Source organism: Duganella rhizosphaerae (assembly GCF_040364205.1).
GTDB classification, from domain to species: Bacteria; Pseudomonadota; Gammaproteobacteria; order Burkholderiales; family Burkholderiaceae_D; genus Rugamonas; species Rugamonas rhizosphaerae.
In genome coordinates, this window is the sequence record NZ_BPWK01000021.1 from 1 (window position 1) to 26,380 (window position 26,380).

13 protein-coding genes are annotated in these 26,380 nt (G+C 67.8%); 7 read left to right on the forward strand and 6 right to left on the reverse strand.

The genetic code is table 11. From position 1 onward, the window contains the following. From RUGAMON1_RS29650 to RUGAMON1_RS29665, 4 genes are all read right to left on the reverse strand, one after another. On the reverse strand, positions 1 to 324 hold a 324-nt coding region (locus tag RUGAMON1_RS29650), incomplete at its 3' end, for a sugar phosphate nucleotidyltransferase (protein WP_445233884.1). Positions 325 to 466: 142 nt separating this feature from the next. Beyond that, on the reverse strand, positions 467 to 3,283 hold the full coding sequence (locus RUGAMON1_RS29655; RefSeq protein ID WP_445233885.1) for an O-linked N-acetylglucosamine transferase family protein: 2,817 nt from the start codon (positions 3,281 to 3,283) through the stop codon (positions 467 to 469). A 13-nt stretch (positions 3,284 to 3,296) separates the two neighbouring features. After that, positions 3,297 to 6,491 carry an O-linked N-acetylglucosamine transferase family protein gene (locus RUGAMON1_RS29660; protein WP_445233886.1) on the reverse strand — a complete coding sequence of 1,065 codons (3,195 nt, stop codon included), beginning with the start codon at positions 6,489 to 6,491 and terminating at the stop codon, positions 3,297 to 3,299. A 136-nt stretch (positions 6,492 to 6,627) separates the two neighbouring features. Next, positions 6,628 to 16,512 (reverse strand): SPM autocatalytic domain-containing protein, encoded by a 9,885-nt coding sequence (locus RUGAMON1_RS29665; protein ID WP_445233887.1) that lies wholly within the window; start codon positions 16,510 to 16,512, stop codon positions 6,628 to 6,630. 208 nt (positions 16,513 to 16,720) lie between these two features. On the opposite strand from RUGAMON1_RS29665, the gene nudC reads away from it, so the two are divergent. The 4 genes from nudC to RUGAMON1_RS29685 all read left to right on the forward strand — a co-directional run bounded on the left by nudC (position 16,721) and on the right by RUGAMON1_RS29685 (position 20,422). After that, positions 16,721 to 17,536 carry an NAD(+) diphosphatase gene (gene nudC / locus RUGAMON1_RS29670; protein ID WP_445233888.1) on the forward strand — a complete coding sequence of 272 codons (816 nt, stop codon included), beginning with the start codon at positions 16,721 to 16,723 and terminating at the stop codon, positions 17,534 to 17,536. A 61-nt stretch (positions 17,537 to 17,597) separates the two neighbouring features. After that, positions 17,598 to 18,164, forward strand: a complete 567-nt coding sequence (gene folE / locus RUGAMON1_RS29675) for a GTP cyclohydrolase I FolE (protein ID WP_332855513.1) — start codon at positions 17,598 to 17,600, stop codon at positions 18,162 to 18,164. 5 nt (positions 18,165 to 18,169) lie between these two features. Then, positions 18,170 to 19,459, forward strand: coding sequence for a thioredoxin family protein (locus RUGAMON1_RS29680; protein ID WP_445233889.1), 1,290 nt, complete (start codon positions 18,170 to 18,172; stop codon positions 19,457 to 19,459). Between the two features lie 105 nt (positions 19,460 to 19,564). Continuing rightward, entirely contained in the window at positions 19,565 to 20,422 is an 858-nt protein-coding gene (locus tag RUGAMON1_RS29685) for an REP-associated tyrosine transposase (protein ID WP_445233957.1), read from the forward strand. Between the two features lie 41 nt (positions 20,423 to 20,463). Here the strand turns inward: RUGAMON1_RS29685 and RUGAMON1_RS29690 are convergent, their stop codons facing one another. Further along, on the reverse strand, positions 20,464 to 22,128 hold the full coding sequence (locus RUGAMON1_RS29690; protein ID WP_445233890.1) for a M20/M25/M40 family metallo-hydrolase: 1,665 nt from the start codon (positions 22,126 to 22,128) through the stop codon (positions 20,464 to 20,466). A 28-nt stretch (positions 22,129 to 22,156) separates the two neighbouring features. Beyond that, positions 22,157 to 23,065, reverse strand: a complete 909-nt coding sequence (locus tag RUGAMON1_RS29695; protein ID WP_445233891.1) for a LysR family transcriptional regulator — start codon at positions 23,063 to 23,065, stop codon at positions 22,157 to 22,159. A gap of 104 nt (positions 23,066 to 23,169) precedes the next feature. Here RUGAMON1_RS29695 and RUGAMON1_RS29700 point away from each other — a divergent pair, with 104 nt between their 5' ends. The 3 genes from RUGAMON1_RS29700 (at position 23,170) to RUGAMON1_RS29710 (ending at position 26,371) form a co-directional block, all read left to right on the forward strand. Next, positions 23,170 to 24,168: an aldo/keto reductase gene (locus tag RUGAMON1_RS29700; protein ID WP_445233958.1), complete on the forward strand. Its 999-nt coding sequence runs from the start codon at positions 23,170 to 23,172 to the stop codon at positions 24,166 to 24,168. A 155-nt stretch (positions 24,169 to 24,323) separates the two neighbouring features. Beyond that, positions 24,324 to 24,620 carry a DUF4148 domain-containing protein gene (locus RUGAMON1_RS29705; RefSeq protein ID WP_445233892.1) on the forward strand — a complete coding sequence of 99 codons (297 nt, stop codon included), beginning with the start codon at positions 24,324 to 24,326 and terminating at the stop codon, positions 24,618 to 24,620. Between the two features lie 146 nt (positions 24,621 to 24,766). After that, positions 24,767 to 26,371: a methyl-accepting chemotaxis protein gene (locus RUGAMON1_RS29710; protein WP_445233893.1), complete on the forward strand. Its 1,605-nt coding sequence runs from the start codon at positions 24,767 to 24,769 to the stop codon at positions 26,369 to 26,371. Positions 26,372 to 26,380 lie beyond the last annotated feature (9 nt).

Genomic DNA, 26,380 nt, shown 5'->3' on the forward strand with positions numbered 1-26,380 from the left:
GCCGCCGGTGAGGGTGTCGGCGCCGGTGTCGACCAGCGTGACCTTCCACGGTTCGGCGTGGCGTTCGTGCACTTCCATGCTGTTCTTCTGCAGGTCGAAGGTGACGTCCGAAGTGTGCAGGAAGTAGTTGGCGAAGAATTCCTTGATGACGTAGCCGCGGTAGCCGCAGCAGATGACGAAGTCATTGATGCCGTGCGCCGAGTAACTCTTCAGGATATGCCACAGGATGGGCTTGCCGCCGACTTCGACCATCGGCTTCGGTTTGACAGTGGTTTCTTCGCTCAGCCTGGTACCAAGGCCGCCTGCCAATATGACTGCTTTCATACTATCCCCGAATAGTTGTGCTGATTATGTGTGAAGGCCTACAGGCCATATTGTCAGCCACATCCGTCGTATTTTAAACGAAAAGCAGGGCCTGTTAGGGGCGTCTTCTGGAAGGATGGGAAATTTCCACAAAAAAGCGAACTCAGGTTGACAGCAGCAGTTGATAGCCCTGTCGCAGCACATCGTGCAGGGCGTCGAGATGGGGGCCGGCGCCGGCGGCCAGCGCGGCGTGGCCGCTGGTGAGCAGCGCGTTGAGGGCGGCCAGGCGCGTGGCCAGTATCTGTTTGAAAGCGGCGGCGTCGGTCAGGAAGGCTTGCTGCGCATGGGTTGCGTATAAAAGATGCAAGCCGTCGAGGGCGCGCGCCAGCGCGTCGAGCTCGGACTGCGGCGCGGCCGGTGCGCCGCCGGCGTGGCGCTCGGACAGCGGTTCGGCCAGGTAGACGCCGGAGCCGCCGGCCAGCGCCGACAGCGCGATGGCGATGCCTGGAAGACAGGAATAGTGCCGTCCGAGATAGTGGCCGAAGCCCGCGCCCAGTATGCTGCGGCGCAGCAGCAGCGTGCCCGGGTCGCACAGCGTGGCGGTGGCGGCCGCATCGGACGACAGCAGCAGGCTGCCCAGCGCGGCGCCGTCGACCACGGTGTCGGCGCCGAACAGCGGCTGCCCGGCGCCGTCCGGCGGCCGGCGCCAGCTGCCGACCAGGCCGACGTTCGGGTAGGTTACATAAAAGTGCATCATGCGCGCCAGTTTTTCCGGATGCAGCAGGTCGCCTGGCGGCGCGACGGCGATGTACTCGCCCAGCGACAGCGCCAGGCAGTGATCCAGGCTGGCGGCCTGCGACAGGCCGGGGGCGCGGCTGTAGCGCAGCTGCGGATGGCGTTTCAACAACGGCGCGACGCTGGCGCGCAGCGCCTCGCCGCCGCTGCTGTCGCAGACGATGATTTCGGTATGGCCCCAGCTTTGCGCGAGGGCGCTGTGCAGCGTGCGCTCCAGCGCGGCGCCATCGCTGTCTTGCGCGGCGATCAGGATGCTGGCCAGCGGCAGGCTGGTGTCGTGGTGATGGCTGCGGTCGGCGTCGCTGGCGCAGGAGGTGCCGCTGCTATTGCCGCTGCCGCTGCTGCGCTCCAGTGTGCCGCGCGCCACCCGCAGGTAAGCCTGTTCGAGGTTGCGCACGAAGCGCGGCGTGTCGAACAGCGCGGAGCTCTTGCGTTGGCCGGACAGGCGCCGGCGCAGCGCGGCCAGCTGCTGCGGCGCGCAGGCCAGCCGCACCGCCGCGTCCTCGAACGCCTGCAGGCTGTGGGTGACCAGTTCCGGCAGGCCGGCCGCGTGCAGCAGGCTGCCGGAGGTGCGGCTGGCATAGCTGCGGCCGGAGCAGGTCAGCAGTGGCAGGCCCGCTTGCAGGGCGTCGCAGGCCTGGCCGGCGGCGTTGAAGGGCAGGGTGTCGAGGAACAGGTCGGCCGCCTGGCAGCGCAGCAGATCGTGTTCCGGCTCCGGATCGGCAAAGCACAGCCGTTCGCTGGCCACGCCGTGGCGCAGCGCGGCCACGCGCAGGTTGTCGCGCGCTTGCTCGCTGTCGGCGGCCAGCCACAGCACGCTGTCCGGCACCCGTAGCAGGATGCGCATCCAGCTGGCGAACTGCGGCGGCGCCAGTTTGTCGCTGTCGCTGAAGCAGCAGAATATGAAGCCCTTCGGCGGCAGCCCGTAGGCGTTGCGCAGCCTGGCGCGCGCGGGACGGCGGCCGGGTTTGCGCTGGCGGTCGACGATCTGGAAGGTGTCCGGCAAATACAGCGGCTGTTCGCTGAAGTAGGGCGCCAGCTGCTGCGGCAGCACGTAGGCGTCGGCCAGCACGTGGTCGACGCCGTCGAGCGAGGTGGTGGCGGGATAGCCGGGCCACGCGATCTGCACCGGCGCCGGGCGTAGCGCCTGGATGCCCGGCCGGCCGCCGGCGTGCAGGCCGTGCAGGTCGACCAGGATGTCGATTTCGTGCGCGCGTATCAGCTGCGCGGCCTGCAGGTCGCTGCTGCCGGCGATGCGCAGGTGGTGGTCCAGGCCCTGCACGATGCGCAGGCGCAGCGCGGAATTGTCTTCCTCGTCCCAGCAGAAGCCGTAGACCTCGACCAGGCTGCGGTCGTGCAGCGCATACAGCTCGGCGCTGTGGGGGCAGGAGTCCGGCGACAGGTAGCCGACGCGCAGCTTGCGGTGGGTATAGCCGGCAATGTCGGCCAGCGGCGCGGCGCCGGGCGCGACGTGGATGGCGACGTGGCGGCGGGCGGCCGCCAGCTGCACGGCCGGATCGTCGCTGGCGCTGAGCGTGGCCGGCGCGGCGGCGGTGGCCAGCAGTTGTTCTTCGTCCAGTCCCGGCAACGGCGCCAGCACCGGCCAGGCGCACTGCTGCTGGCGCAGCCGCACCCAATGCGCGGCCACCAGCGGCTGGCGCGGATCGAGTTGCAGGCTGCGGCTCAGCGCTTCCTCGGCCTCGTGGCGGCGCCGCCGGCCGTCGGCCACGCGGCCGATGTTGTTGAGCAGCTGGATCTGCAGCTTGCCGGCGTTGGCGGCGGCGGGATCGAGCAGGTCCAGCGCTTCGTACCAGGTGTCGAGCGCCTCTTCCGGACTGCGGCGGCGTTCCATCAGCGCGCCCAGGCCCAGATAGGCTTCGATGAAGCGCGGCTGGATTTCCAGCGCGCGGCGGTAGGATTGTTCGGCGCTGCGTTGGTCGCCGCCCTGCATCTGCAGCACCGCCAGGTTGTACCAGGCCGCGTGCAGCAGCGGCGTATCGGCATGCCTGATCCACAGCTGGTAGAGGGCGACGGCCTGTTCGGGCCTGCCGCGCGCGGTCAGCAGGCCGGCGATGCCGATCAGCTCCGTGATCGGCAGCACGCCCAGTCCCGCCTGCGCAAACGCCAGCGTCGCCGCTTCGGCGACGTTGCCGGCGGCGATGGCGGCGTTCAGCTGGGCGGACATGGGAGCCTTGGCCTCAGGCGGCGACCGCCACCAGGATGTATTGCGGCGCCAGCGCATCCTCGACCGCGATGGCCGGATCGATGCCGCTGGCCTGCGCCATCAGGCGTATCGCCGGCAGGTATTTCTCGCGCGCCGGTTCGTCCGGAATGCGCGAGCTGCCGCCGGCGATCTTGAAGCCGGCCTGCTGGAACAGGTCGAGCATAGCGCCGCGCGTGAAGATGCGCTTGTGGCCCTGGTTCATCGCCGCGCCGGAGCCGTAGCGCAGGTCGCCGGCGTTGAGGCGGGCCTGGATGCCCCAGTGCTGGAAGTTGGGGATGGCCGCCACCACCCGTCCGCCCGGCGACATATTGGAGCGGATCTTGGTCAGCACCGCCCACGGGTCGTTCATGTATTCGAGCACCTCGCCGAGGATCCAGCAATCGGCGCCGGCCACGTGCGACCAGAATTCCGGGCTGGCGCTTTCAATGTCCTGGTCGAACACGTAGTCGCAATGGGGGCGGGCGGCGTTGGCCGGCGCCGGATCGCGCTCGATGCCGGTGTAGTGGCAGATCGGGTTGCGCTGGCGGTAGGCTTTGGCGAAGGCGCCGTCGTGGCAGCCGACGTCGACCAGCTTGCCGGCGTCGGCCGGCACCAGCGACAGCAGGTCCAGGTTGACGTGGGCCGAGGCGGCCGGCAGGTCGTAGTGGTAGCCGCCGGTGCGGATCACGGTGCCTTGCCAGTCGTGCTTGAGGAAGTGGCGTTTCGGCGCGCGGCTGAAATCCTCGCCGACCCAGTCGACGGCGGCGATCAGGTGGTGGGCGCCGGCGCGGTGGATGGCCAGCATGGTCTGCACCATCGGCGCGCCGTGCTTGATCGGCAGCGGCCACAGTCGGGCCACGTCGAGGTTGACCAGCATGCAGGCCGGGTGCAGGTAGCGCACGGCGCCGTCGTCGGGACGGTCGTAGCCCTGCTCGTTGACCAGGTGCAGATTGCCGACGCCGTACATCTCCGGCTGCAGGTGGCTTTGCAGCGATTCGATGAAGCCGGGGTTGATCACTTCCACGTCCGAATCGAGGAACAGCACCTCGCCCTTCAGACCCAGGTTGTTGATGGCCCAGGTCATGCCGGGGCCGTGGTGGATGTTGTAGCCGAACGGGATGAACTCGACGTTGTCGTAGCGCGCGGCGATGGCGCGGATCTGTTCCGCGATGTCCGGATTGGAGCCGTCGATGATGGTGACGCGGTTCGGGTAGAACTTGCGCAGCGACGCCAGCAGCGCCTGCACCAGGTCGGGCGCGTTGTAGGACACGGTGACGATCGGGATCTGCGTGGCGGGCAGGCGCGGCGCGCCGGCCTTCAGCAGCGAGGTCGGCGGCGGCGCCATGCGCGGCGCGGCCGGCTTGGCGATCTGCTGCAGCACCGCCTCCATGTTGCGCACGAAGCGCGGGCTGTCGAACAGCGCGCAGGTGTTGCGGTGGTCGTGCAGCTGGCGCTTCATGGCGGCGACGCGCTGCGGATCGTTGGCCAGCGCCACCGCCTTCTCCTCGTAGTCGGCGAAGTTGAAGGTGATCAGTTCCGGCAGGTCGACCGCGCGCAGCAGGCTGCCGGCCATGCGCGACGAGAAGGTCTGACCGGCGCAGGTCAGCAGCGGCAGGCCGGCCCACAGCGCGTCGCTGGCGGTGGTGCCGGCGTTGAACGGGTAGGTGTCGAGGAACAGGTCGGCCAGCTGGTAGCGCGCCAGGTAGTCGGCTGGCATGGCGCGGCTGTTGAAGATCAGGCGGGTGCGGGCGACGCCGGCCTGCTCGGCGTAGCGCCACAGGTTCTCGCGCACTTCCGGATAGTCGGCCACCAGCCACAGCACGCTGCCGGGCACGCGGTTCAGGATGTTCATCCACACCGCGAACACCTCGGGTGTGAATTTGAAGTTGTTGTTGAACGAGCAGAAGACGAAGGCGTCTTCCGGCAGGTTGACCGAGGCGCGGGTCGGCTTGGGCGCGATCAGGCGCTGGCGGTCGTTGATCTGGAAGGTGTCCGGCAGGTACAGCGGCTGCTCGCTGAAGTCCCTGGTCATCTCCGGCGTGATCAGGAATTCGTCGGCCAGCACGTAGTCGATGCCGGGCAGGCCGGTGCTGCCGGGAAAGCCGAGATAGGTCAGCTGCACCGGCGCCGGGCGGTAGGCCAGGATGTTGGGGCGCGCGCCCAGGGTCAGGCCGTGCAGGTCGATCAGGATGTCGATTTCATGGGCGCGGATGGCGCGGGCGGCCTGCTCGTCGCTCAGGTGGTCGATGCGCAGGTAGTGGTCCATGGCCTTGACCACGCGGGCGCGGATCGGCGAGCCGTCCTCGCGGCTCCAGCTGAAGGCGTAGATGTCGAACTTGCTGCGGTCGTGCAGCTCGTACAGCTCGGCGGTCAGGATGGAGACCGCGTGCGAGCAGAAGTCCGACGACAGGTAGCCGATGCGCAGGCGGTCGTGGTGGTAGCCGTGGGCACCGGTCAGCGGCGCGACGTCGGCCTTGACCTTGTCCTTAACGAAGCGGCGCGCGGCGGCCAGCTGCTGGGCCGGATCGGCGGAGGCGCTGAGCATGGCCAGCGCCGAGGTGCCGTCCATCATGGTGGCGACCGGGATGTCGAGGCCGCTGTAGACCGGCCACGCGCACTGCTTCTGGCGCAGGTGGACCCAGTGCGTCATCACGTCGGCCTGCTTGGGGTTGACGCGCAGGCTCTGGGCCAGCCGGGCTTCGGCCTCCGGGTAGCGCTTGCGGATCTCCAGCAGGCGGCCCAGGTTGTTGAGGGTCTGGGTGTACAGCGCGGGGGTGGTCTGGATATCGGGCTGGATCGGATCGCTGAGGATGGCATTCCACATGGCCAGCGCGTCGTCCGGGCGGCCGCGGCGCTCGAGCAGCGAGCCCAGGTTCAGGCGGCCCTCGACGAAGTCCGGATTGAGCGCCACGGCCTGGCGCAGCAGCGCCTCGGCGGCGTCGTCGTCGCCGGCGCCGGACAGCACCACGGCCAGGTTGAAGCAGGCGGCATAGGCCAGCGGCGACGGCGTGTGGGCGATCCAGGTGCGGTACAGCGCGACGGCGGCCGGCAACTGTCCGCTCTCCTGCAGCACGCCGGCGGCGCTGAACAGGTCGGCGATGGACAAGGTCCCGCTGGCGGCCATCGCCATGACGGTGCCGAGCGGGCTGGACTGAAACGAAGCGGGGTCGACAGGAACGTATGCGGTCATAACGTGGTGGTCAGTGAAATCGTTGCATTCTACTCCGCAACCCCGGGGTCAAGTCTGACATTCGGACACGGGCTCTGCCGTAGCGGCTGCTACGGCAGAGCCCGTGTCCGAATGTCAGACTTGACCCCGATCGGGTTTAGCGGTTGGGGACGCTGAACCAGCTGGTGGCGGGGCTGGCGCCCAAGGCTTTGTCGCCGTGGGTGTCGGTCCACGCGGCTTGCAGGGCCTGGCCGGCCTGGTAGTGGCGCAGCGCTTCGGCCAGCGTGCCGTCGGCGGCCTTGGCCAGCGTCAGCTGCGGGGCCGGAACGGCCGCCGCCGCCGCGTGGCCGGCGGCGAAGCCGGCGATGGCGTTGCTCAGGCCGCTCACCTGCTGCTGCAGCGTGGCCCCCGCCGTCGCGCCTTTCTGCGCCAGGAACCAGACGTCGGCGCTGGCGTGCGTGCTGCCGTCGGTGCCGGTGTAGCTCGACGTCAGGCCGATGGCGTTGCCGTTCTGTAGCGTCAGCGCGGCGTCGGCGTGGGTGGCGATGCCGGCGATGCCCAGCTGCGCCAGCGTCTTCAGCTCGTCCGCCTGGCTGACGCCGTCGGAGTTGCCGTCGACCCAGACCCGCAGCGCGCCGTAGGCCTGGTCGGCGGCGTCGATCTGGCCGTCGCCGTTGCTGTCGAGCGCCTGCAGCGCGGCGTAGCCGTCGCGCGCCTTGCCGCCGCCGGCCAGCGCGGTGGCGCTGCCGAACAGCTCGCCGCCGTCGTTGATGACGCCGTCGCCGTTGCGGTCCAGGGCCAGCAGGCCGTCGTGGGCGTCGACCCAGCCGGTGTGGACGGCCTTGCCTTCGGCGCGGATGTCGAACTGCACGCCGGCGGCGATGCTCACGGTGCGCACGCCGTTGCCGTCCAGGTCCAGCACCAGCGGCGTGGCGTAGTTGGTCGACGAGGCGTTCAGCGCCATGGTCTGCGTCACCGTCATCGCCGCCACCTGGGTGCCGGTGAAGGCGTTGGCCTGCGCCACGCTGAGCGCGGTCAGGCCGGCGGTGGTCAGCGACGGCACCTGGCCGGCCGTGAACGCGGCGATCTGGTCGGTCGTGAAGACGATCAGCTGGCTGGTCTTCAGGCCCACCACCTGCGGGTTGGTCAGGCCGGCGATCTGCGCGGTCGACAGGTAGCCGATCTGCGTCGCCGTCAGCGAACCGAGCTGGCTGGTGGTCCAGGCGCCCAGCTGGGTGGTGGTGAAGGCGTTGATCTGGTCCACCGTCAGCGCGGCGATCTGGGCGTTCTTCAGCGCCGCCATCTGCTGCGTCGTCAGCGCGGCCGCCTGCGGGCCGGTCAGCGCGTTGAGCTGGGTGGTGGTCAGGGTCTGGATCTGCGACGTGCTCAGCGCCTGCAGCTGGTCGGTGCCGAACGCGGCCATCTGGTCCACCGTCAGCGCGGTGATCTGGCTGAGCTTGATCGATGCGACCTGGGCCGTGGTGAAGGACTGGATCTGGCCGTCCGACAGCGCCGCCAGTTGCGTGGTGTTCAGGTAGCCGATCTGCGCGGTGCGCAGCGCGCTGATCTGGCCGGTGCTCAGCGCGAACATCTGGTCGGCCGTCATCGCGCCGAGCTGGACACTGGTCAGCGCCTGCACCTGCGCGGTGTTCAGGCCGGGCAGTTGCGTGACGTCGAGGCTGGACACCTGCAGCGTGCCCAGCGCGGCGACGTCGGCCGTCAGCAGCGCGCCGAGCTGGTCGGTCGACAGGGCGACCACCGCCGTCACGCTGAGCGCGGCCGCCTGCGCGGTGCTCAGCGCAGCGATCTGGTCGGTGCTGAAGACGCCGATCTGGCCGGCGGCGATGGCGGCCACCTGCGCGGTCTTCAGGCCGCGCACCTGGGCCGTGGTCAGCGCCACGGTCTGGTCGGTGGACAGGCCGGTGAACTGGCCGGCGGTCAGCGCGGCGACGTCCTGGGTGTCGAGCGCGGCGACCTGGGCGGTGTTGAACGCGGCCAGCTGGTCGGCGGTCAGCCACGGCATTTGCGCGGTGGACAGGCCGGTGACCTGGGCGGTGGCCAGCGCGGCGATCTGGTCGGTGGACAGGCTGCTGGCCTGGGCCGTGGTCAGCGCGGCGATCTGCGCGGTTTTCAGCGCGTTGATCTGGTCGCTGGTCAGCGCCAGGATGGCGTCGGTGTTCAGGCCGTAGGCCAGCTGCGCGGTGCTCAGCGCGGCGATGTGGGCGGTGTCGAGCGCCGCCACTTGCGCCGTCCGCAGGCCGTTGGCCAGCTGGCGCGTGCTCAGCGCGGCCAGTTGCGTGGTGCTCAAGGCGTTCAGCTGGTCGCTGCCCAGCACGCCGACCTGGTCGCTGGTCAGGGCGGCGATCTGGCGCGTGGCCAGCGCGTTGACGTCGACCGTTTCCAGCGCGACGATCTGGTCGGTGGTGAGGGCGGCGATCTGCTGGGTGCTCAGGGTCGCGGCCTGGGCCGTGCCCAGTGCGACGATCTGGTCGGTGGTCAGCTGCTGCACCTGGGCCGTGCTCAGCATCGAGGTTTGCGCGGTGCGCAGCGCAAGCAGCTGGTCGGTGGTGAGCGCGGCGATGCCGTCGCTGCCGATGCCGTACACCAGCTGCGCGGTGGTCAGCGCGCTGATGTGGGCGCTGTCGAGCGCGGCCAGCTGGGCCGTGCCGAGGCCGTTGCTCAGCTGGCTGGTGGTCAGCGCGGCCTGCTCGGCGGTGGTCAGCGCGTTCAACTGGTCGCTGCTCAGGGCCGCCACTTGCTGGCTGCCCAGCGCGGCGATCTGGCGCGTGGCGAACGAGGCCAGGTCGGCCGTTTCCAGCGCGACGATCTGGTCGGTGGTCAGCGCCGCCACCTGGCGCGTGGCCAGCGTGCTGGCTTGCGCGGTGGTCAGCGCGACGATCTGGTCGGTGCTCAGGCCGGCGCTGATCTGGTCGGTGGTCAGCACCGACAGTTGCGCGGTGGCCAGCGTGGCGAACTGCTCGGTCAACAAGGCTTGCAGCTGATCGCTGCCCAGCGTGACGATCTGGGCGGTGGCCAGCGCGGCCAGGTCCCGCGTCTCCAGCGCGGCGACCTGGTCGCTGGTGAGCGCGGTCAGTTGCACGCTGGTCAGGGCGCGCGTCTGCGCCGTGCTCAGCGCGACGATCTGGTCGGTCGTCAGCGCGCCGAACTGGACGGCCAGCAGGTTCTTGATGGCGCTGGTGCTCAAAACGGCGAACTGGTCGGTAGTGAGCGCGGCCAGCTGGGCCGTGCTCAGCGACGGCGCCTGGAGCGAGGTCAGCGCCGCGATCTGCGCGGTGCTCAGCTGGCTGAACTGGTCGCTGGTGAGCGCGCCCAGCATCTGCGTGCTCAGGCCGGTGATGGCGCTGCTCGACAGCGCATTCAACTGGTCGCTGGTCAGCGCGGCGAACTGGTCGCTGCGGAACGCGGCCAGCTGGTTGCTGCGCAGCGCCACGAAGTCCATGGTGCTCAGCGCGGCGATCTGCCCGGTGCCCATGACGACGATCTGCGCCGAACTGAGCACGCCCACCTGGGCGGTGCCGAGCGCGGCGATCTGGTCGCTGCCGAGGGCGACGATCTGGTCGCTGCCCAGGCCGGAGATCTGGGCCGTGGCCAGCGCGGCCACCAGGCCGGTGGTCAGCGCGGCGATGTTGGCGGTCGGGATGGCGGCGATCTGCGCCGTTTTCATGGCGGCGAAGTCGGCCGTTTCCAGCGCGTCGAGTTGGTCGCTGCTGAGCGCGGCCACCTGCGCCGTGCTCAGCGACGACACCTGCATGCTGCTCAGCGCGACCATCTGGTCGGTGGTGATGGCGCCGAACTGGGCGGCGTTGAGCGCGGCGATCTGCGTGCTCGACAGCGTGACGAAGTCGTCGGTGCTGAGGGCGGCGATCTGGTCGCTGGTGAAGGCGTTCAGCTGGCGGGTGGCGATGTTATCGACCTGCAGCGTCGTCAGTCCGGCGATCTGGTCGGTGGTCAGCGAGGCCGCCTGCGCCGAGGTCAGCGCGTCGATCTGCGCGGTGGTCAGGTTTTGCAGCTGGTCCATGGTCAGCGACACCAGCTGCTGCGTGGTCAGCGCCTGGATTTGCGTGGTCTTCAGCGCCTGCAGGTCGTCGGTGCTGAGCGCCTGCAACTGGTCGGTGCTCAGCGCCACCAGCTGGGCGCTGCCCAGGGCGGCCGCCTGCAGCGTGGTCAGGGCGCCGATCTGCGCCAGGCCGAGCTGGCTGATCTGCAGCGTCGCCAGCGAGGCGATCTGCGTGCTCAGCAGCGCTGCCAGGTCTTCCAGTTCCAGCGCCACCAGCTGGTCCGAGCTCAGCGCGGCCAGTTGGGCGGTGGCCAGCTGCGCCACCTGGCGTGTGGTCAGCTGGACGATCTGGTCGGTGCCCAGCGCGTTGAACTGCGCCGTGGTCAGGCCGTTGAGCTGGGTCGAGCCCAGGCTTTGCAGCTGGTCGACCAGCAGGGCGTTGAGCTGGTTGCTGTTCAGCGCGACGATTTGCGCGGCCTTCAGGGCCAGCAGGTCGTCGGTGGTGAGCGCCTGGATCTGGTCCGAGCCCAGCGCCTGCAGCTGGTTGCTGCCCAGCGCCTGCGCCTGCGCGGTGGTCAGCGCGGCGATGCGGTCGACCGTCAGCGCCTGCACCTGGCCGGTGCCGAGCGCGGCGATCTGGGCGGTCTTCAGCGCGGCCAGGTCTTCCAGCTCGATCGCCGCCAGTTGCAGCGTGGTCAGCGCGGCCACTTGCGCCGTGCCCAGCGACTGGTATTGCTGCGTGGTCAGTTCGATGATCTGGTCCGAGTTCAGCGACTGCCACTGGGACGAGCTCAGCGCGTTGAGCTGGGCGGCGCCCAGCGCCTGCACCTGGTCGATCACCAGCGCGCCGATCTGGTCGGTGCTGAGCGCGGCGATCTGCGCCGAGCGCAGCATCAGCAGGTCGGCGGTGGTCAACACCCGTACCTGGTCGGTGCCCAGCGCGGCCACTTGCGCGGTGGTCAGGGCGCCGGCGTGCGCGGTGGTCAGCGCCATGATCTGGTCGGTGGTCAGCTCGGCCACCTGGTCGGTGCCGAGCGCCACGATCTGCGTGGTTTTCATCGCGGCCAGGTCTTCCAGCTCCAGCGCCCGCAACTGGTCGCTGTTCAGGGCGGCGACGCCGGCGGTGCTGACGCTGCCGATCTGGCGGGTGGTCAGGGCGACGATCTGCGCGGTGTTCAGCGCGGCGATCTGGGCCGTCGTCAGGCCGCCGACCTGGGTCGGCGTCAAGGCCTGGATCTGGTCGGTGGTCAGGTTGCTCAACATGCCCAGCGCGCCCAACTGGGCGGCGCTCAGCGCGGCGAAGTCGGCCGTGCTCAATGCGGCGATCTGGTCGGTCGTCAACGAGGACAGCTGGCCGGTGCTCATCGCGCTGACCTGCAGGCTGGTCAGCGCGCCGATCTGGTCGGTGCTCAGCAGTTGCACTTGCGCGGTCAGCAGCGAGGCGACCTGCGTGGTTTTCAACGCGACGATTTCATCGGTACTGAGCGCCGCCAGCTGGGCGGCGCTCAGGCTGGCGACCTGGCCGGTGGCCAGCGCCGCCACCTGGGCCGTGGTCAGCGAGCTGATCTGCGAAGTCAGCAGGCCCTGGAATTGCGCCGTGCTCAGCGAGGACAACTGCGCCGCCGTCATCGCTTGCAACTGGTCGGTCGACAGCGCGTCCAGCTGGCTGGTGCCGAGCGCCTGCAATTGCGCGGTTTTCAGCGCGGCCAGGTCCTGGCTTTCCAGCGCGAGCATCTGGCCGTTGGTCAGCGACGCCACTTGCGCGGTGCTCAGGTTGGCCACTTGCGTGACGCTCAGGCCGGCGATCTGGTCGCTGCTCAGCAGCACCAGTTGATCGGTGCTCAGCGCGGCCACTTGCGCGGTCTTGAACGCGGCCAGGTCCTGGGTTTCCAGCGCGGCCAGCTGGCCGGCGGTCATGGCGCGCACTTGCGCGGTGGCCAGGCTGCCCGCTTGCAGCGTGTTCAGCGCAACGATCTGGTCGGTGGTCAGCGACTTGAACTGGGCGCTGCTCAGCGCCGCCATCTGCACCGCGGTCAGCACGCGGAACTGGTCGGTGCCCAGCGCGTCGAGCTGGTCGGTGGTCAGCGCCGCCAGTTGCGCGGTCTTCAGCGCCACGATGGCGGCGCTGGAGAGCACGGCCAATTGCGCGGTGCCGAGCGCCACGGTCTGGCGGGTGCTCAGGCTGGACAGCTGGGCGGTGGTCAACGCGGCGACCTGGGCGGTGCTCAGGCTGGCGATGACGTCGGTGCTCAGCGCGGCGAATTGCGCGGTCTTGAGCGCGGCGAAGTCCTGGCTTTCCAGCGCGTTCAGCTGGTCGCTGCCGAGGGCGGCGATCTGCAGCGTGGTCAGGTTGCTGACCTGCGCGGTGCTCAGCGCGGCGATCTGGTCGCTGTTGAGGGCGGCGATCTGCGCGGTCTTGAGGGCGGCGATCTGCGCCGTCTTCATCAGCGACAGCGTTTGCGTGCCCAGCGCCACCAGCTGGTCGCTGCCCAGCAGCGCCACCTGCGCGGTGGCCAGCGACGCCACCTGCGCCGTGGCCATGGCGGCGATCTGCGTGGTGTTCAGCTTGGTCAGCTGCGCGGTGCTCAGACCGTTGAGCTGGAGGGTGGTCAAGGCGGCCACCTGGCCGCTGGTCAGCGCGTTCAGCTGGTCGCTGCCCAGGCCGATCACCTGCGCGGTCTTCAGCGAGGCCAGGTCGCGCGTTTCCATCGCCACCAGCTGGTCGCTGGTCAGCGCCTGCAGCTGGCGCGAGCCCAGGCCGGCGTATTGGGCGGTGCCCAGCGCGACGATCTGGTCGGTGCTCAGCAGACTGATCTGGGCGGTGCCGAGGGCGGCCAGTTGCGCGGTCTTCAGCGCGGCCAGGTCCTCGGTCTCGATCGCCAGCAGCTGGTCGCTCGACAGCGCCGCCACTTGCTGCGTGGTCAGGCTGGACGCCTGCGCGGTGCTCAGCGCGACGATCTGGTCGGTCGTCAGCGCGGCCACTTGCCTGGTGCTCAGCGCGGCGGTCTGCAGCGTTTTGAGCGCCTGCGTCTGGGTGGTGGTCAGGGCGGCGACGGCGGCCGTGCCGAGGCCGGCGATCTGGTTGGTCTTGAGCGCGGCCAGGTCCTGGGTTTCCAGCGCGACCAGTTGATCGGTCGACAGCTGCGCCAGTTGCTGCGTGCTCAGGTTGGACGCCTGGGCGCTGGTCAGCGCGACGATCTGGTCGGTGGTGACGGCGGCGATCTGCTTCGAGCTCAGCGCGTTGAGCTGCGACGATTTCAGCGCGGCCCAGTCGGCGGTGGTCAGCACGGCGATCTGTTCGGTCAGCAGGTAGCCGATCTGCACGGTGCTGAGGGCGTTGACCTGCTGCGTGGTCAGCGCGCCCAGCTGGATCGAGCTGAGCACTTGGATCTGGTCCGACGTCAGTTGCGAGATCTGCGAGGTTTGCAGCGCCGCGACCTGGCCGGGCGTGAGCGTGGCGATGGACTTGGTGCCCAGGCCCAGCAGCTGGCTGGTCTTGAGCGCGGCGAAGTCCTGGGTTTCCATGGCGCCCAGCTGGTCGCTGCTGAGCGCGTTCAACTGGCCCGGCGTCAGCGCGCCGGCCTGGGCGGTGGTCAGGGCGACGATCAGGCCGGTGCCGAGGGCGGCGATCTGGTTCGACGTCAGGGCGACGATTTGCGCGGTCTTCAGCGCGGCGAAGTCGGCCGTTTCCAGCGCGTTCAGCTGGTCGGTCGACAGCGCGGCGATTTCACGCGTGGCCAGCTGGCTCGCCTGCAGCGTGGTCAGCGCGACGATCTGGTCGGTCGTCAGCGCGGCGACCTGGGCGGTGGTGAAGTTGGCCAGCTGCGTGCTGCCCAGCGCGGCGAACTGCGCCGTGGTCAGCGCGGCGACGGCGCCGGTGGCCAGCGCGGCGGCCTGCTGCGATTTGAGCGCGACCAGGTCCTGGGTGTCCATCGCGGCCAGCTGGTCGGAACCGAGCGCGGCCAATTGCAGGGTGCCCAGCGTGGCCACTTGGGCGCTGGTCAGCGCGACGATCTGGTCGGTGCCCAGCGCGGCGACCTGGCTGCTGTTCAGGGCGGCCAGTTGCGCGCTCTTGAGCGCGGCGACGTCGCGGGTTTCCAGCGCGGCGATGGCGTTGCTGCCCAGCGCGGCGAGCTGGCGGGTGGTCAGCGAGGCGGCTTGGGCGGTGGTCAGGCTGACGATCTGGTCGGTGTCGAGCGCGTTCAGCTGCTGGGTCGACAGGGCGGCCAGTTGCGCCGTGCTCAGCGCGGCGACCTGGTCGGTGCCCAGGCTGCGCAGATTGCTGGTGCTCAGGCCGGCCAGCTGCTGGGTTTTCAGCGCGGCGAGGTCGCGCGTTTCCAGCGCGACCAGCTGGTCGCTGGACAGCGCCGCCAATTGCAGCGAGTTCAGCGCGGCCGCCTGCGCGGTGCTCAGCGCGACGATCTGGTCGGTGGTGAGCGCGGCGACCAGGCCGGTGCCCAGGGCGGCCAGCGATTGCGAGCGCAGCGCCGCGAAGTTGGCGGTGCTCAGCGCGGCCAGTTGCTTGGTCGACAGCGCGGCCACTTGCTGCGTGCCCAGGCCGATCGCCTGGTTCGAGCTCAGCGAGGCGATCTGGTCGGTGTCCAGCGCCGCCAGTTGCGAGCTTTTGAGCGCGCCGATCTGCTGCGTGGTCAGGGCGGCGACCTGGCTGGTGCCGAGCGCGGCGATGCCGTTGCTGGAGATGGCGGCGATCTGCTGGGTCTTCATGGCGGCCAGGTCGGCCGTTTTCAGCGCGGCGATCAGGCTGGTGCCGAGCGAGGCCACTTGCTGCGTGGTCAGGGCCGCCGCTTGCGCGGTGGTCAGCGCCTGCAGCTGGTCGGTGCCCAGCGCGTTGAGCTGGGCCGTGGCCATGGCGGCGAACTGCGCCGATTTCATGGCGGCGATGTCGCGCGTTTCGATCGCGGCGATCTGGTCGGACGTCAGCGCCAGCACTTGCGCGCTGCCGAGCGCGCCGATTTGCGCGGTGTTCAGCGCGACGATCTGGTCGGTGCTCAGGCCGCGGACCTGGCTGGTCTTCAGCGCGGCCACCTGGGCGGTGCTGAGCGCGGCGATCTGGTCGGTGCTGAGCACGGCGGTGGTGCTGGTGTTCAGCGCGTTCAGCTGCTGGCTTTTGAGCGCGGCGAAGTCCTGGGTTTCCAGCGCGGCCAGCTGGCTGCTGGACATCTGCGCCAGCTGCAGCGTGGTCAGCGCGGCGGTTTGCGCGGTGGTCAGTGCGACGATCTGGTCGGTGCTCAGGGCGACGAATTGCTTGGTGGTCAGCGCGGCGATCTGCGCCGTTTTCAGCGCGGCAAAGCCGCCGGTGCCGAGCGCGGCCAGCTGGTCGCTGCTGAGCACGCTGATCTGGCCGGTCGCCAGGCTGCCGGCCTGGGCGGTGCCCAGGGCCGCCACCTGGCCGGTGGTCAGCGCGGCCAGCAGGCCGGTGCCGAGCGCGGCCAGCTGCAGCGTGGTCAGCGCGGCGACGTCTTCGGTGTCCAGGCTGATCAGCTGGTTGCTGCTCAGCGCGGCGATCTGGCTGGTTTTCAGCGCGGCGCTCTGGCTGCTGCCCAGCGCGGCGATCTGGTCGGTGCGCAGGCCGCGCAGCTGCTGGGTGCTCAGCGAGGCCAGCGCCTGGGTCTTCAGCGCGGCGATGTCGCCGGTGCCGAGCATGGCCAGTTGCGCGGTGGTCAGCGCGGCCAGCTGCGGGGTCGCCAGCGCGGCGAACTGGGCGGTGGTCAGGCCGTTGACCAGCTGGTTGGTCGTCAGGTTGAGCAATTGCGCGCTCGACAGCGCCTGGATTTGTTGGGTGGTGATGCCATACCCCAGCTGAGCGCTGTTGAGCGCCTGCAGATTCTGCGTGGACAGCGCGCGCAGCTGGCTGGTACCAAAGTAGCCGAGCTGCTCGGTGTTCCATGCGGTCATTTGCAGGGTCGTGAGCAGTTGCATGTCGGCGGTCGTCAGCAAGGCGATCTGGAAGGACTGCAGGCTGGCGATTTGGTCGGTGGTTAAACCAGGTATGAGTGATGGCATTTAAATGTTCTCCTTACGGAAATATATAGTACCGCCAATCGACCCCATGCGGAGAGCACAGGGCCAAAAGTAGTTTAAATCTTGGTCTGAAAACAATGACTTAGCGTGTTTACCGTGATCGGATTGTCATCAATTCTCACCGCCGAAAATAATCATTTAGGAAACACTGTAAGATCATGTTTTGCGATAAAACCTGAGCCTCCCCGACATGCTGCTGACGCCCGCCACATTTACGCCGCTGATCCGCCCCGCCGCGCATGAGCATCCGCTGACTTTCGTGTTCCACCGTGGAGAGTTGCTTTTACGCAACGAAATCCTGGGTTTGCCCGACCACCAGGCCGTGGCGGCGCTGAAATTGCCGCCGGAGCGCTTCCATGCGCTGGGCCAGTGGGAAGGCCGCTACTATCAGCTGGCGTGGGTCGATCAGCCGGAACTGCCGGGGCCGGAGTACGGTTATCACGGTTTGCGCTCGCTGTTCGGCGTCGTCGACGACGGTTTCGTGGCCCTGGCCGGCAGGGCCTTCCAGCTGGCCGACTGGGCCCGCACGCACCGTTTTTGCGGCGCCTGCGCCACGCCGATGGGTCGGCTCGAAGGCGAGCGCTGCTACCAATGCCCGGCCTGCGGCATGAGCGCCTATCCGCGCATCTCGCCGGCGATGATGGTGTTGATACGCAAGGGCGGGCAGGTGCTGCTGGCCATGCACGCCAACGCGCCGTACAAGCGCTACACCGCGCTGGCCGGCTTCCTGGAGGCGGGCGAATCGGTCGAGGAGGCGGTGCACCGCGAGGTGTACGAGGAAGTCGGGCTGCGGGTGCACAAGCTGCAATACTTCGGCAGCCAGTCGTGGCCGTTCCCGCATTCGCTGATGATCGCCTACACGGCCGAATACCTGGACGGCGAGATCCGCGTCGACCCCACGGAAATCGCCGACGCCCGCTGGTTCGGGCCGGGCGATCCGGAGTGGCCGGACATGACGGCCACGGTGTCGATCGCCGCCGAGCTGTTGAAGGCCAACCGGCCTTAGCGGGTGCGCTGCCGCGGATTTCTATATACTGTCGGCAATCGTAAAAAAAAGGTGTTTCATCATGTCTCAAAAAGAATTCTCGGAAGGCGACTGGCGTCGTCTGCTCGCCAGCTTCGGTGAAGATCCCGACCGTCCGGGCCTGGTGGAAACGCCGGCGCGCGTCACCAAGGCATGGAAACACTGGACCTCCGGCTACGGCCAGGATCCGGTCGAGCTGCTGAAAGCCTTCGAAGACGGCGCCGAGCAGTACAACGAACTGATCGTGGTGCGCGGCATCCCGGTCTACAGCCATTGCGAACACCACCTGGCGCCGTTCTTCGGCAAGGCCACGGTTGGCTACGTCCCGAACGGCAAGATCGTCGGCCTGTCCAAGCTGACCCGCCTGGTGGACTGCTTCGCCAAGCGCCTGCAGGTGCAGGAACGCATGACCATGCAGATCGCCAACGCGCTGATGGAAGTGCTGGAACCGAAGGCGGTCGGCGTGGTCGTCAAGTGCCGTCACCTGTGCATGGAAAGCCGCGGCATCCGCACGCCGGGCGAAGAAACCGTCACCTCGGCCATGCTGGGCGAGCTGCAGCCCAACCTGGCGATGCGCACCGAATTCCTGGCCCTGGCGCGCGAGTCCTGAGCGGCATGGCGGCGATCGACTGGCAGCAAGGCGGCCTCGACGCCGCATTCGCCCTGGCGGCGGCGCAGCAGCGGCCGCTGTTCCTGTACTGGGGCGCGGCCTGGTGCCCGCCCTGCAACCGGGTCAAATCCGATATTTTCGCGCGGGACGAGTTCGTCCAGCGTTCGGCGTCGGTGCTGTGCTACCACCTCGACGGCGACAGCGCTGGCGCGCAGGCGCTGGCCGCGCAGTACGGCTTGCGCAGCTATCCGACGCTGGTGTTGTACGCGCCGGACGGCGGCGAAATCACGCGTCTGCCGTGCGAGCTGGACGGCGAACTGTTCACCGCCGCCTTCGACGTGGCGCTGGCCGTGCATGCGGCCGGATCGTCCGCCTCGGCCGCGCTGGCGGCGGCCTTGTCAGGCGAGCGCAAGCTCAGCGCCGGCGAGTGGTCGCTGCTGAGCCATTATTCCTGGGATACCGACGAAGGCCGTTTGCTGGGCGCGCGCGCGCTGGCGCCGACGCTGCTGGCGCTGGTGAGCGCCTGCGACGACGCCGACGCCGGCGTGCGCCTGCAACTGCACGCGCAGCTGGCCACGGCCGGCCAGGATGTCGACGCCGCGGCCAACGCCGCCTTGCTGCTGAAGGTGTTTGGCGACGCGCGGCTGGCGCGCGCCAACATGGACATCCTCGGCAACAGCGGCGTCCCTCTGATCAAGTTCGCCACGCGCCGTGAAGAACTGGTGGCGGCGCTGGGCGCCACCGCCGCGCAATGGGCCGACGATTTCTGGCTCAGCGCGCCGGACCGCCTGACGGCGGTGCGCCTGCAAATGCGCCTGGGTCGCCTGCTGGCGCCGACGCAAGGCTTGCACGAACAAGTGCGCCTGCGGGTGGAAGCGGCGCTGGCCGAATCGACTGATCGCTACGAACGCCACACGCTGGTCAACACGGCGGTCAGCGCGCTGAACGACGCCGGCCTGCCGGCGCAAGCGGAGCAAGTGCTGCTGGCCGAATTGCCGCGTTCGCATTCACCGTACTACTTCATGCTGAGCCTGGCCTCCAGCGCCAAGCGGCGCGGCGACGCTGCGGCTGTGCTGGATTGGTACGACAAGGCATGGCAAGCGGCCGTCGGTCCGGCGACGCGGCTGCAATGGGGCGTCACCTACCTGCTCAGCCTGTTGGAACTAACGCCGGACGACAGCGCCCGCATCGAGCAAGCGCGCCAGGGCCTGCGGGCCGACATCGCCACCGCCGGCGCCGACGCCCACCAACAGCGCAACCAGTCCCAGCTACAAAAACTCCGGGGTCAGATCTGACATTCGGACACGACCTCTGCCTTATTCGTAAAAGATCAGCCCGGGTTGCGGCGACCTCTGCGTTTTATCAGCGCCGCGCCAGGGCGCACCGGCTACATTGCGGAGATGGTCCGCCCACTCCGACTCGAATTTCCCGGTGCGCTGTATCACGTCACTTGCCGCGGCAACCGACGTGAGGATATCTTTCGCGATCGCGTGGACCGCCTGGTATGGCTGGAAGAAATGGAACGCGTATGCCGGCGCTTTCATTTCCTGATCCACGCCTTTTGCCAGATGACGAACCACTACCACGTGCTGATCGAGACTCCCGAAGGTAATCTCGCGCAAGGCATGCGCCATTTGAATAGCGCGTATTCGCAGTACTACAATCGCCGCCACGAATTGGTCGGACACGTTACGCAGGGCCGTTATCACGCCATCCTGGTGCAGAAGGAGAGCTACCTGCGCGAACTGGCGCGCTATATCGTTTTGAATCCCGTGCGGGCCAGTGTAGTGGCGGCACCCGGTGACTGGGAGTGGAGCAGCTACCGCGCCATGATGGGCGAGGCGCCGGTGGCCGCATGGATGACGACGAGTTGGCTATTGACCTGCTTCGGCCCGGACCAGATCGCCGCGCGGCAAGCCTATCACCGCTTTGTCATGGCGGGCTTGCATGCGGACAGCCCGCTGAAGAAAGTAAGTTTCCGCTGCATTTTAGGTGACGAGACATTCATTGCCCGCCACAGGGAGTCCGCGAAAGAACCCAGGTCGGCAGAGATAGCGCGAGTGCAAAGGCGGGCCCTTGCCCTGACGCTGGAGGAATATGCCGCAACATTCGCGCCGCGCGAAGCTGCCATGGCTGAGGCCTATCGGTCGACCGCGTTTTCGATGCAGCAAATCGCCGCGTACTTCGGCGTCTCGGTTAAGACGGTAAGCCGCGCCGTCGCCGCGTCGGAACGCTCAGTGAACCGGCACGACGGATGAGATCGTGTCCGAATGTCAGATCTGACCCCCATGCAAAGAAGTCAGCGCTTGAACTCGGCGTTGTCTTTCCACTGCGGGCGGTCTTTGCCTTGGGCGGTCTGGTAGCCGGCTTTGAACAGCAGCTCGATGTCTTCCACCGCGCCGCTGGTGTCCCATTTGGCTTGCACCGTGTCGTTGACGGTGTGGTACTGGTGGGCGCTGTAGTTCAGCAGCTTTTCGCGGCCGTAGCCGGCAGCCTTGCCGACGAAGTTGGAGCTGCTGCGCAGATACACCACCGGCACCCCACCCCTGGCGAACTCGAACTGGTCGCCCCGGTAGAAGCTGCCGTAGTCGGCGTTGCTGTCCGGCCGCACCGTGCGCCCCTGGCTGCGCGCGATGGCGGCAACCAGCTCGTCGGCATTGGATTTGCCCATGCCGCTCAGCTCCACGTCGCGGGTGCGGCCCCACATGTTCAGGCCGTCCACGTTGATGTTCAACAGCGTCTTGTTCAGCGGGTACAGCGGATTGCGCGCGTAGTATTGCGCGCCCAGCAGGCCGCGTTCCTCCGCCGTGGTCAGCACGAACACGATGCTGCGCTTGGGCGCCACCGGCAGCGCCTTGTAGATGCGGGCGATCTCCAGCAGCGCGGCGACGCCGGCGGCGTTGTCCATGGCGCCGTGGAAGATCTGCTGCGTGCGCGGACCCGGCAAGCTCTCGTCGATGCCGAAATGGTCCCAGTGCGCGCTGTAGACGATCACTTCATTCTTCAACAGCGGATCGGAGCCGGTGATCTTGCCCACCACGTTGTGCGAGCCCACTTCGCGCCAGGCGTTCAGCGCCGTGACGTTGAGCTTGACGCCCAGCGGCACCGGCTTGAAGCTGCGCGACAGGGCCTGCTGCTTGAGCACGTCGAAATCCAGTCCGCCGGCCTTGAACAGTTCGCGCGCGCGGTCGCCTTGCAGCCAGCCGGGGATGGCCGGGAAGGCCGGATCCGGCGTCTTGCTCTTGAGGGCGAAATTCTCGCGGCCCCAGCTGTTGCGCACCACGTCGTAGGGATAGCTGGCCTGCCTGGTCTCGTGCACGATCAGCGCGGCGGCCGCGCCCATCTTGGCCGCCATCTCGAATTTGTAGTTCCAGCGGCCGTAGCGGGTGATCGCGTTGCCGCCGAACATGGCCGGGTCCAGCAGCTTGGGATGCTTGGGATCCGGCAGCGGCGGGTCGTTGATCAGCATGACCAGGGTCTTGCCCTTGAGGTCGGCGCCCTTGTAGTCGTCCCACTGGAATTCCGGCGCCTGCACGCCGTAGCCGACAAACACCAGCTCGGAATTGGCGACCTCGATTTTTTTCTCGGTGCGCGCGGTCCAGGCGACATAGTCGTCGCCGAAGGTCAGCTGCCTGCTCTGGCCGTCCTTGGTGTAGCTCAGCGTCGGATGGCTGGAAATGGCCACCAGCGGCACCGCCTGCAGATAGGTGCCGTCCGGGTTGCCCGGCTCCAGGCCCAGCTTCTTGAACTGTTGCTGCAGGTAGTCGATGGTGACGGTTTCGCCGTGCGTGCCCGGCGCGCGGCCTTCGAACTCGTCGGAGGCCAGCATGGTGATGTGCTGCAGCAGGCGTTCGCCGTCGATGCCGGAAATCGCGGCCTCGACCGGTTTTCCGGCCTTGGGCGCGGCGGCGTGGGCGTGGCCGACGCCTAACGCCAGCAGCGCCATCGACAGTATGTATCTCATGTGGAAAGGATTGTTAAGAAGGAATGCCTCATTCTGACACAGTTTGTTGCTCAAGAACACTAGCAAGCCAGTCGACAAACACCCGCACCCTCGGCGACAGGTGCCGATTATGGGCATAAACGATGTTCAAGGGCAGCGGAGCCGGGCGCCACTGTGGCAGGATTTCCTCCAATTCCCCCGAGGCCAGCAGCGGCGCCAGGCTTTGGCGCGGCATCTGGATCAGGCCCAGCCCGGCCAGGCAGGCGGCCAGATAGGCCTCGGTGCCGCTGACCGACACCTGGCTGCGCATGGCCTGGGTGCGCTCGACGCCGTCGGCATCGACATATTCCCAGTCGAGGTCGCGCCCGCTCTGGCTGGAGAAAAAGTTGACCGCCGTGTGCAGGCGCAAATCCTCCAGCGTCCGCGGCCGGCCGTGGCGTTCCAGGTAGGCGGGCGAGGCGACGTTGATCTGCTCCATCGAGTCGATGCGGCGCGCCACCAGCGTGGAATCGCGCAGCGTGCCGCCGCGCACCGCGCAATCGATGCCTTCGCCGACCAGGTCGACGAAGCGGTCGTTCGAGCCCAGCCGCACCTGGATGTGCGGATGCCGCTGGAAGAAGGCCGGCAGCGCCGGGATCACGTACAGGTGGGCCAGCCGCTCCGGCAGGTCGACCCGCACCGCGCCGCTGAGCAGCCGGCCTTCGCCGGCGAACAGGCCGTTGAGGTTGTCCAGGTCGTTGAGCAGGGCGGTGCAGCGCTCCAGGTATTGCGCCCCCTCGACAGTCAGGCTGACCTTGCGCGTAGTGCGCTGCAGCAGGCGCACGCCCAGCTGCTGTTCGATGGCCTGCACAGCGTTGGTGACGGTGGGCTTGGGCAGGTCCAGCTGCTCGGCGGCCTGGGTGAAACTCTTGCAGTCGGCCACCGCCTTGAAGATCTGCATGGCCTTGAATTGGTCCACGATTGTTATCTTTGTTCGAATAAAGTAATAGGATTTACCGTATTTATTGCCGCAATCGATAATAGCATAATGCATCCAGTCGCTAACCACCCTGGAGAAACATGATGCAAACCCGCAAACTTGGCCGCACCGGCCCGCAAGTCGCTCAACTGGGCCTGGGCCTGATGGGCATGTCCGACCTGTACGGCCCGGCGGACCGCAAGGAAAGCCTGGCCACCATCCGCGCCGCCATCGAGGCCGGCGTCACCCTGCTCGACACCGGCGATTTCTACGGCATGGGCCACAACGAACTGCTGGTGGCCGAGGCGCTGGCCGCCGGCGGCCGCGACCAGGTGCAGATCAGCGTCAAGTTCGGCGCCATGCGCGACCCGGCCGGCAACTGGATCGGCATCGATACCCGTCCGGTGGCGGTGAAGAACTTCGCCGCGTATTCGCTCAAGCGCCTGGGCGTCGAGCACATCGACATCTACCGTCCGGCCCGCCTTGATCCGAACGTGCCGATCGAGGACACCGTCGGCGCCATCGCCGAGCTGGTCCAGGCCGGCAAGGTCAAGCACATCGGCCTGTCCGAGGTTGGCAGCGAGACGCTGCGCCGCGCCCACGCCGTGCATCCGATCGCCGATCTGCAGATCGAATATTCGATGATCTCGCGCGGCATCGAGAACGGCATCCTGCAAACCTGCCGCGAGCTGGGCATCGCCATCACCGCCTACGGCGTGCTGTCGCGCGGCCTGATCAGCGGCCACTGGAGCAAGCAGCGCGAAGGCGAGGCCGACTTCCGCGGCCTGGCCAGCCCGCGCTTCCAGGGCGAGAACCTGGACCGCAACCTGGCGCTGGTGGAAAAGCTGCGCGCCATCGCCGGCGAGCTGGGCGTGTCGGTGGCGCAGGTGGCGATCGCCTGGGTGGCGGCGCAGGGCCAGGACATCGTGCCGCTGGTCGGCGCCCGCACCCGCGTGCGGCTGGAGGAGGCGCTGGCCTCGACCCGGCTGCAGCTGTCGCCGTCCGACCTGGCGCGGCTGGAGCAGGCGGTGCCGGCCGGCGCCGCTGCGGGCAGCCGTTACGACGCCCACTCGACCGCCGTGCTGGACAGCGAAAAAGGCTGATAGCCGAGTTAACTGATCGGATAAGCGAATGGATTTGACCGGATATTTGCGCTTTTATATCTGAAAAATTAATCCTAATATGACTCCATCGACGACACAAAGCCGGTTGGCACTCAAAACTGGGCGCCACACTTAATCTGACAAGGAGCATCAAAATGAACGCCAAATCCATCATCGCATCGGTCTCCCTCCTGCTTGCCGCTGGTGCGGCTTTCGCCCAGGGCCCTGTGGAGCAGAACGAAGTCACCGCGGACATCGCCAATGTCAAGTCTGCCCCAAGCACCGTCACCCGCGCCCAGGTGAAGGCTGACACCATCGCCGCCATCCAGGCCGGCGCGCTGGAGCAGAACGAAGTCACCACCGACGTCGCCTACGTGGCGCCGCGCGGCAAGATCGCCCGGGTCGATGCGCAACTGGCCGCCAAGACCGTCAAGGACCGCAACGCCCAGTAAATCGGACCACGTTTTCCCGGCGGGCGCCACGATGCAGATCGCGGCGCCCGCCGTGTTTTTTGATACAAAATTTGTAAATAAGCGACATTCGTCCGAGACAATTCGGGTATTCTGGTTTCCATAAGACAATACGGAGACTCTGTACCATGAACAAATTGTCCTTCCAACAGAAGCTCTGGGTACCGTTGATTTGCAGCTTGCTGTGCATCACCGCCATCTTCCTGTACCAGACCATGCAGATGCGCGACGTGCGCATCGAGGAACGTCAGATCGACCTGATGAACCTGGACGACGCCGGCATGAGCATCCTCAAGCTGTACGGCGAAAAAGCCACCTCCGGCGCCCTGAGCAAGGAAGACGCCCAGAAACAGGCGATGGCGGTGATCGCCGGCCTGCGCTTCGGCAAGGATGGCTACATCACCATCACCCAGGGCACCCGTTCGCTGATGAATCCCTTCAAGGCGGAGAACAACGGCAAGGACATGGCCGACTTCAAGGACCCCAACGGCGTCTACCTGTACCGCGACATCGCCGCGGCCGGCGCCAAGCCGGAAGGCGGCGGTTTCGTGCGCTATTCCTGGACCCGGCCGAACACCAAGGAGCCGGTGCCCAAGATGAGCCGCGTGGTGCACTTCGCGCAGTGGGACTGGGACCTGGTCACCGGCGCCTATATCGACGACATCGATAACGCGTTCTACCAGTCGCTGTACAAGTCGGCCGGCGTGCTGGCGCTGGTGTGCCTGGTGCTGTGGGCCATCGTCAGCATGGTCAACAAAAGCCTGCGCCACACCATCGGCGGCGATCCCGAATACGTCAGCGAAATCGCCCAGCAGATCGCCGGCGGCGACCTCAGCGCCAGCATCAAGACGCATGACTCGGACCGCGCCAGCATCTTGTACGGCATGAAGTCGATGCAGGCGCGGCTGGCCGACACCATCGGCGAGATCCGCCGCAGCGCCGACACCATCGCCACCGCGTCGGGCGAGATCGCCTCCGGCAATATGGATTTGTCGGCGCGCACCGAATCGCAGGCCAGCTCGCTGGAAGAGACGGCCGCGTCGATGGAGGAACTGACCTCGACCGTGAACCAGAACGCCGACAACGCGGTGCAGGCCAACCAGCTGGTGCTGTCGGCGTCGTCGGTGGCGGAGAAGGGCGGGCATGTGGTGTCGAAGGTGGTGCAGACCATGGACACCATCAACGCCTCGGCCACGCGCATCGTCGACATCATCAGCGTGATCGACGGCATCGCCTTCCAGACCAACATCCTGGCGCTGAACGCGGCGGTGGAAGCTGCGCGCGCGGGCGAGCAGGGACGCGGGTTTGCGGTGGTGGCGTCCGAGGTGCGCAACCTGGCGCAGCGCTCGGCCGGCGCGGCCAAGGAGATCAAGGAGCTGATCAACGCTTCGGTGGAAAGCATCAACGCCGGCAGCGTGCTGGTGGCGGAAGCCGGCACGACGATGGATCAGGTGGTGGCCAGCGTGTCGCGGGTGACGCAGATCATGTCGGCGATCACCGAGGCGTCGAGCGAGCAGAGCACGGGCATCGGCCACGTCAACATGGCGATCACGGAGATGGATTCGGTGACGCAGCAGAACGCCGCGCTGGTGGAAGAGGCTGCGGCCGCCGCCGGCAGCATGCAGGAGCAGGCCGGCTTGCTGGCCGAACTGGTCAGCCGATTCAAGCTGAGCGGCGACCAGGGCGCCAACGCGAGCGCCAAGCGCCCGGCGAGCCGCCTGGCCTTGCGCTAACCCCGCAAG